Below are 6,230 nucleotides of genomic sequence, written 5' to 3'. Positions count from 1 at the left end.
CAGGACCGTGAAACGACTTTGCGCCGATGATAGTGCTGCAACCAGTGTGAAAGTAGGTTATCGTCAGGCTAGTTATAAGCAAAACCCCACCGGTGATCCGGTGGGGTTTTTTGCGTTTACTCTTTATTCTTTCAACAGCGTTTAGCTGAACGGTAATCGTCCGACCACTCCTACAGCGCCTCGAAGCCTCCTCCTATACAGCCCCCCAGTTTCGACGCGCATGATCGGTCCATTGGTTCTGTACAACGGAGGACGGACATGAAATCGAAGGACAAGAACTCGGGCGGTGAGAACCGTGCACGCGGCATCCACAAGCCAAAAACCGTGACTGTCGCGGAGGGCAGCCTGCAGTCGCGTGCGCCTGGCGCGGTCATGCGCGGCGGCCCCGATACCCCATTCCCCATGGCGACCATCGGCTCGCAGCAGTCCGACCTGAACCGCGGCCAGGGCGGCGGCTGGAGCGCCCGCCAGCGTGGCGAGCGGATGCAGGCGCAGGCCGAACAAACCCGCCTGGGTGAAGCCCAGCGATCAGGGCAGGGCGGCATCGAACAGGTCCAGCAATCCGGCTCGCAACAGTCCGACTCCGGCCAAGGCAGCGCACAGGGAACGCAGGGCAGCCGCGACCTTTCTCCATCCCACTCCGGTAGCAAAGCGAAGAAGCATCCCCGCAGTTGAACCCGCGCGTCGTTCCCCGGAACCCGGATCGTCTCCGGGTTTTTTTGCGCCCATCCTCGCCGCAACGAAGGGCCAAACCGCCCCTGTGCGAAAACTGGGGCACAATGCAACTATAAGCCTTGCCATTTCAACCATGACAGGAACAGCATGAACGAACAGGTTGCACGCAATGTCGTCCTGGTGCGCGCTATCGAGTCTGCGGACGCGAAGCACGAAGTCCTGAGCGACGACGACCGCAAGTACGCAAGCCGCAGCGCGAAAGAGCTCGCCGCATGGCAGGCGGCAGACAGCAAGTCGGCCGTCACCCAACACCATTTCCTCGAGCAGCGCTCCGAACAGATCCTCAAGCGCCTCGGCGAGCGCACGCCCGCCTTCGGCAGCTTCGCCAGGCGCAAGCTCGGGTTGTCGGGGATCTGGCTTGCTCTCCCGTTCCTGGCCTTCGTGAGCGGCGCGGCCATCGACCGGATTGCGGATCCGCACCGCGTCGACCTGCTGTCCGCGCCCTTCCTGTTGATCATCGGGTGGAACCTGCTGGTTTACCTGGCCATGCTGGTGTGGGCGCTCGTTCCCGGCAAGCGCCATGGCTGGGCGGGGCCGAACCTGCTGCGGCGCCTGAGCGTCGGCAAGGCAGTGGTGCCGCGCAAGCTGCCGGCTCCCCTGGCCAGCGGCGTCGCCGCCTTCATGACCGAATGGGCCGCGCTGAGCGAACCGCTCGCGCGGCTGCGACTGAGCCGCACGGTGCATCTCGCGGCCGCCTGCTTCGCCCTCGGCGCCATAGCCTCGCTGTATGCGCGTGGTTTGCTGACCCAATACGTGGTCGGATGGGAGAGCACCTTCCTCGACGGCCGCGACGTCCACACGCTGCTGTCCTGGCTATTCCTGCCGGCGATGAATGCCTTTCCCTTCCTTCAGGGATTCTCGCTGGCCGAGATCGAACTGCTGCGCTTCGGTCGCGCGGTGTCGACCGCGAGCGGCGAGCGCTGGGTTCACCTGTATGGTGCGACGCTGCTGCTGCTCGTCGTGTTGCCGCGCCTGGTGTTAGCCGCATTTGCCGGCTGGCGTGCGCACCGCCTGTCACGCAACTTCCCGCTCGACCTCGACCAGCCCTATTACCGCAAGCTGGCCGACGGCATCGGCGCCGGCACACCCGCGCTGCTGCGCGTTTTCCCATACAGCTACAGCCTCGACGAGGCGCGCGACCGCGGCCTGTGGGCGATCGCCGCGGCCAGCCTCGGCGGCCAGGCGCGGGTCCAGCTACGTCCCGCGATCAGCTACGGCATCGATGCGAAGGAGGCGCTGCAGGACACGGCACTCGATGAACCGGGTGTCACCGTGACCGCCGTCCTGTTCAGCCTCGCCGCCACGCCGGAGAACGAAAACCACGGCGCCATCCTCGACTACCTGGCAAAACGGGTGCGGCGCGGGGTGGCGGTGCTGGTCGATGAATCGGCCTTCATCGAGCGCGCCGGCGAGCAACCGGACCATGCAGGACGGCTCGCCGAGCGGGTGGCCCTGTGGCGCCAGTTCTGCAGCTTCCACGGCACCTCGGCCACCTTCGTCAATCTTGTCCAGCCCGACAAATACCCGGTCGAACTCGGCGCCGGACTGGCCCTGCCGGAGCTGCGATGAACGAGGCTCCCGTCAAGATCCAGTTCGCGCTCGTCTCGCACACCAACAACGGCAAGACCACGCTGGCCCGCACGCTGGTCGGCACCGATGTCGGCGAGGTGCGCGACGCCGCCCACGTGACCCAATTCTCCGAAGCGCACCTGCTGCAGACGAGCGAGGCGGGTGACAGCCTCGTGCTGTGGGATACGCCTGGCTTCGGCGACTCGGTGCGCCTGCTCAAGCGCCTGTCGATGGCCGGCAACCCGATCGGCTGGTTCCTGCGCGAGGTGTTCGACCGCTACCGCGACCGGCCATTCTGGCTCAGCCAGCAGGCGCTGCGCGCGGCCAAGGAAGAGGCCGACGTCGTGCTCTACCTCGTGAACTCGTCGGAGTCGCCGCAGGATGCCGGCTACCTGCCGCCAGAGATGAAGATCCTCGAGTGGCTGGGCAAGCCGGTGGCCGTGCTGCTCAACCAGATGGGACCCCCGCGTCCGGGCGCCGAGGAGTCGGCCGAGCAGGGGCGCTGGAAACAGCACCTGGTCCAGTTCCCGATCGTGAAAGACGTCCTGCCGCTCGACGCCTTTGCCCGCTGCTGGGTGCATGAACACGTCTTCTACGAAGCGATCGGGAAGCTGATCGAGCCTGGCAAGCACGCGGGTTACGCGCGCGTGCTCGCTGCCTGGGAAGCGGCGAACGAGCGGCGCTATCGCAATGCCCTGCGTTTGGTGGCGGAACTGCTGGCGGTGGCGGCGCGCGACCAGCAAGAGGTCGCGATCGAGGGCAAGGGCCTGCTGAAGTCGGCCCTGAAAGCAGTCGGGCTGGGCAAGGACGAGCAGAAGCGGCAAGAGCTGGCGATGGCGGCGCTGGTGCAGCGCCTGAACGATGAAATCGGCACGACGACGGCGCGCATGCTGGTCCTGCACCGGCTCGACCCCGGCGAAGCAGCCGCCATCAATGCGCGCGTGCGAGAAAATTTCGCGGTGCGCGCGCCGGTCGACAAGGCGCAGGCCGGATTGCTCGGCGCCGTCGTGTCGGGCGCTGCGACCGGGCTGTCGGCGGACCTGATGGCCGGCGGCCTGACGCTCGGCGGCGGGGCACTGCTCGGCGCGATCGTCGGCGCCTTGACGATGGCCGGCGCCGCCTGGGGTTTCAATGTCGGTACCGACCGCAACCTGCACACCGTGCAGTTTGCCGATGCCTTCCTCCAGACCCTGCTGACGGGCGGGCTGCTGCGCTACCTGGCGGTGGCGCACTTCGGGCGCGGACGCGGGAATTACGTCGAAAGCGAGGCGCCGCCGTTCTGGCAGGCCGAAGTCGAACGGGCGGTGACCGAACACGCTGGCGACCTGCCGGCGCTGTGGCGGGCCTTGCGCGCGGCGCCAGACCAGGACGCGGCAATCGCGCTCGCCGAAAGGACGATCGCACCGGCGGCCGACGCCGTGCTCGCGCGTTTGTATCCCGCTGCCGCCTTGCCGGCGCCTGAGGTACCGGCGCCGGTGGCGGTTACTGGAACTGGTACTGCGCGCTGACGCCCAGCATCCAGTTGCGTCCCGGCGCCGCTTCGTAATAGCGGCGGTTCGATTCCGCCACGATCACCGAGCCGACATAGTCACGGTCAAGCAGGTTATTCAGGCGAAGGTATTGCTTGAGCCTCCAGCGGCCGACCTGCTGGCGCGCCTGGACCCGCGCATTCAGGATCGCATAGCCGGGCGCCGCCACCGCCGTGTTGGCGTCGTCCGGATGCACCTTGCTGCTGGCCTGCGCCTCCAACGCGGCGTTGACCCTGCCGTCCGGGGTGGTCCAGCCCAGCTCCGAGAACAGGCTGGCGCGCGGCACGCCCGGCAGGCGGTTCCCCTGCGGGATGGCGCCGAAGCCGTCGTCGTAGATGGCGCGCAGCAGGTTGGCCGCCACCTGTGCGTTCCACCCATTGGAAAAGCCCGACGCAAGGGAAAGCTCCAGTCCCTGGCGCAGCGTACGGCCTGCGTTGCGGTAGCTGGTGCGCCCGCCATTCGACGCATCGACGACCAGTTCGTCGCGCGTGCGCGCCTGGAACAGCGCGATATCGGCCCGCGTGTTCGCGCCGAACATCGCCTTGGCGCCTGCTTCGAGATGGAGGCTGCGGCTCGGGGTGAGGCCGAAATTGAATCCTGCGCCGGTGGCCGAGTAGAACAATTCGTTGAGCGTCGGCGTCTCGAAGCCGCGCGCCGCGCTGGCATACACGTTCAGCGAAGGCGAGATCTTGCGCAGCACGCCGATCACCGGCGCGGTGCCGTTGTACGTGGTGCCGCCGCTGTCGTTGCCGTTCGCGCCAAAGCGGTCGCGGACCCCGACTTTCAGCCGTGTGTGACGCAGGCCGCCGGTCAGCACCCAGGCGCCCGATTCCCATTGCGTCTGGAGGTAGGGGTCGATGCTCGTCAGGCGATTGTCTTCATCGCGGCGCAGGCGGCCGCGCACGCCAAGTAGCGTGCCGTCGAAATTCTCGAAGCCCTGGCGTGCGTCTTCCGAGTCGGCATATTCCAGGCCGACGGTCGTGCGCAGCGTTCCCGCACCGAGCGCCCGCACGTCCTGCCAGTTGACGTCGACGCCGCGGAAGTCGCGGTCGAAATCGATCACGCCGCCCGAGTGGGTAGGGGGCTGCTGGAAGGCGCGCGAGAACGACTGGTACTGGATCACACGCCGGTTGCCGCCGTAGACCGTGAGCTGCAGGCGATGCGGACCGAAGCGCTGCTGCCAGTTCAGGCCGAGCTGTCGGTGGTCGATGCTTTTGCGGGTGTCGTAGCGCTGCGCGAAGCTGCGCTGCGGCGTCTGCGTATCGGTGGGATCGATCTCGCCCGCGCGCGGGTCGCGTGCGAAGGTCTGCCAGGTGACGCCGAGCGGATCCTGGGTATCGTCCTGCTCGAGCGAATTCGCCACGATGGTCAGCTTGCCGTCACGGCCTGTGGGCAGCGTGAGCTTGGAATAGGCCTGGTCGCGCCTTGCCGCGCTATGGTCGCGATAACCATCGGTGTCGAAACGCGAGACGTCGATCACATAACCGACTCCGCCTGCCTTGCCCTGCGCGTTGACGTCGGTCTTGCGCAGTCCATCGCTGCCGCCAGTGGTCGAGAGCTCGACGCGAGGGGCGCCTTCGCCATCGCGCGTGAACAGCTGGATCACGCCGCCGGAGTGGTTGCCATATAAGGCCGAGAAGGGGCCGCGCAGCACTTCGATCCGCTCCGCCATGTCGAGGTTGAAGGTCGCGGCCTGGCCCTGGCCGTCCGGCATGGTCGCAGGAATGCCGTCCGCCACCAGGCGAACGCCGCGCACACCGAAGGACGAGCGCGCCCCGAAGCCGCGCGAGGACACCTGCAGATCCTGCGCGTAGTTCTGGCGGTTCTGGACGACGATGCCCGGTACTGCGACCAGCGACTCGGACAGGTTCACCCGCGGCTGGCCGGCGCCGATGCGCTCCGCATCGATCACGCTGACGGCTGCCGGGAGATCGAAACTCTCCTGCTCGGTGCGCGAGCCGGTGACCACGACCACTGCCTGTGGGGAGGCGGGTGACTGGGCGAAGGCAGGGAGCGCGAAGCCGGCGAGCAGGCCGGCGACGAGCGGCAGATGAGTGCGGGGAGGGGACATGTATTGTTGAGCAAGATGGCAAGAATGCCATCATAACTGCAGCAATGCCGGGATGCCGTCCGCCTGATCTGCGGGCTCGAGCAAAAGGCCTTGCAAAGGTCCCATGACGTTTGCTATAGTTCGCCTCCGCTTCGGGACACTCAGCAGTAAATGCTGATGTGGGGACTGAAAAACGTTAACGTAATCAAACAGTTACGCTAATGAAGTCCGCAGAGAAATCTGCAACGGAGCAAAAATCAGGATTGACGAGCAACGCGAAACACTGCATAATCTCATTCCTCTGCTGCTGACGAACACAACGCTTCGACAGAACACAGCAAGGCAGG

The 6,230-nt window shown here is 66.4% G+C and carries 4 protein-coding genes; 3 read left to right on the top strand and 1 reads right to left on the bottom strand.

Going from position 1 to position 6,230, the window contains the following annotated elements:
• Positions 1-258 precede the first annotated feature (258 nt).
• From AC56LR_RS21450 to AC56LR_RS21440, 3 genes are all read left to right on the top strand, one after another.
• Positions 259-675: a hypothetical protein gene (locus AC56LR_RS21450; RefSeq protein ID WP_497133484.1), complete on the top strand. Its 417-nt coding sequence runs from the start codon at positions 259-261 to the stop codon at positions 673-675.
• Positions 676-822: 147 nt separating this feature from the next.
• Positions 823-2,304, top strand: coding sequence for a DUF2868 domain-containing protein (locus tag AC56LR_RS21445; RefSeq protein ID WP_497133482.1), 1,482 nt, complete (start codon positions 823-825; stop codon positions 2,302-2,304).
• A complete protein-coding gene (locus AC56LR_RS21440; protein WP_497133480.1) occupies positions 2,301-3,812 on the top strand; it encodes a GTPase domain-containing protein in 1,512 nt (503 codons plus the stop codon). The genes AC56LR_RS21445 and AC56LR_RS21440 overlap by 4 nt, the downstream gene beginning before the upstream one ends.
• On the opposite strand, the gene AC56LR_RS21435 is transcribed toward AC56LR_RS21440, so the two are convergent.
• Complete coding sequence (locus AC56LR_RS21435) at positions 3,787-5,904, bottom strand: TonB-dependent receptor family protein (protein ID WP_497133478.1); 2,118 nt, start codon at positions 5,902-5,904, stop codon at positions 3,787-3,789. The two genes, AC56LR_RS21440 and AC56LR_RS21435, sit on opposite strands and share 26 nt — an antisense overlap.
• Positions 5,905-6,230 lie beyond the last annotated feature (326 nt).

The organism is Telluria sp. ZT3P39, from assembly GCF_059685935.1.
Note: the sequence above shows the minus strand (reverse complement) of the source record. Positions and strands in the feature narration are given on the sequence as shown.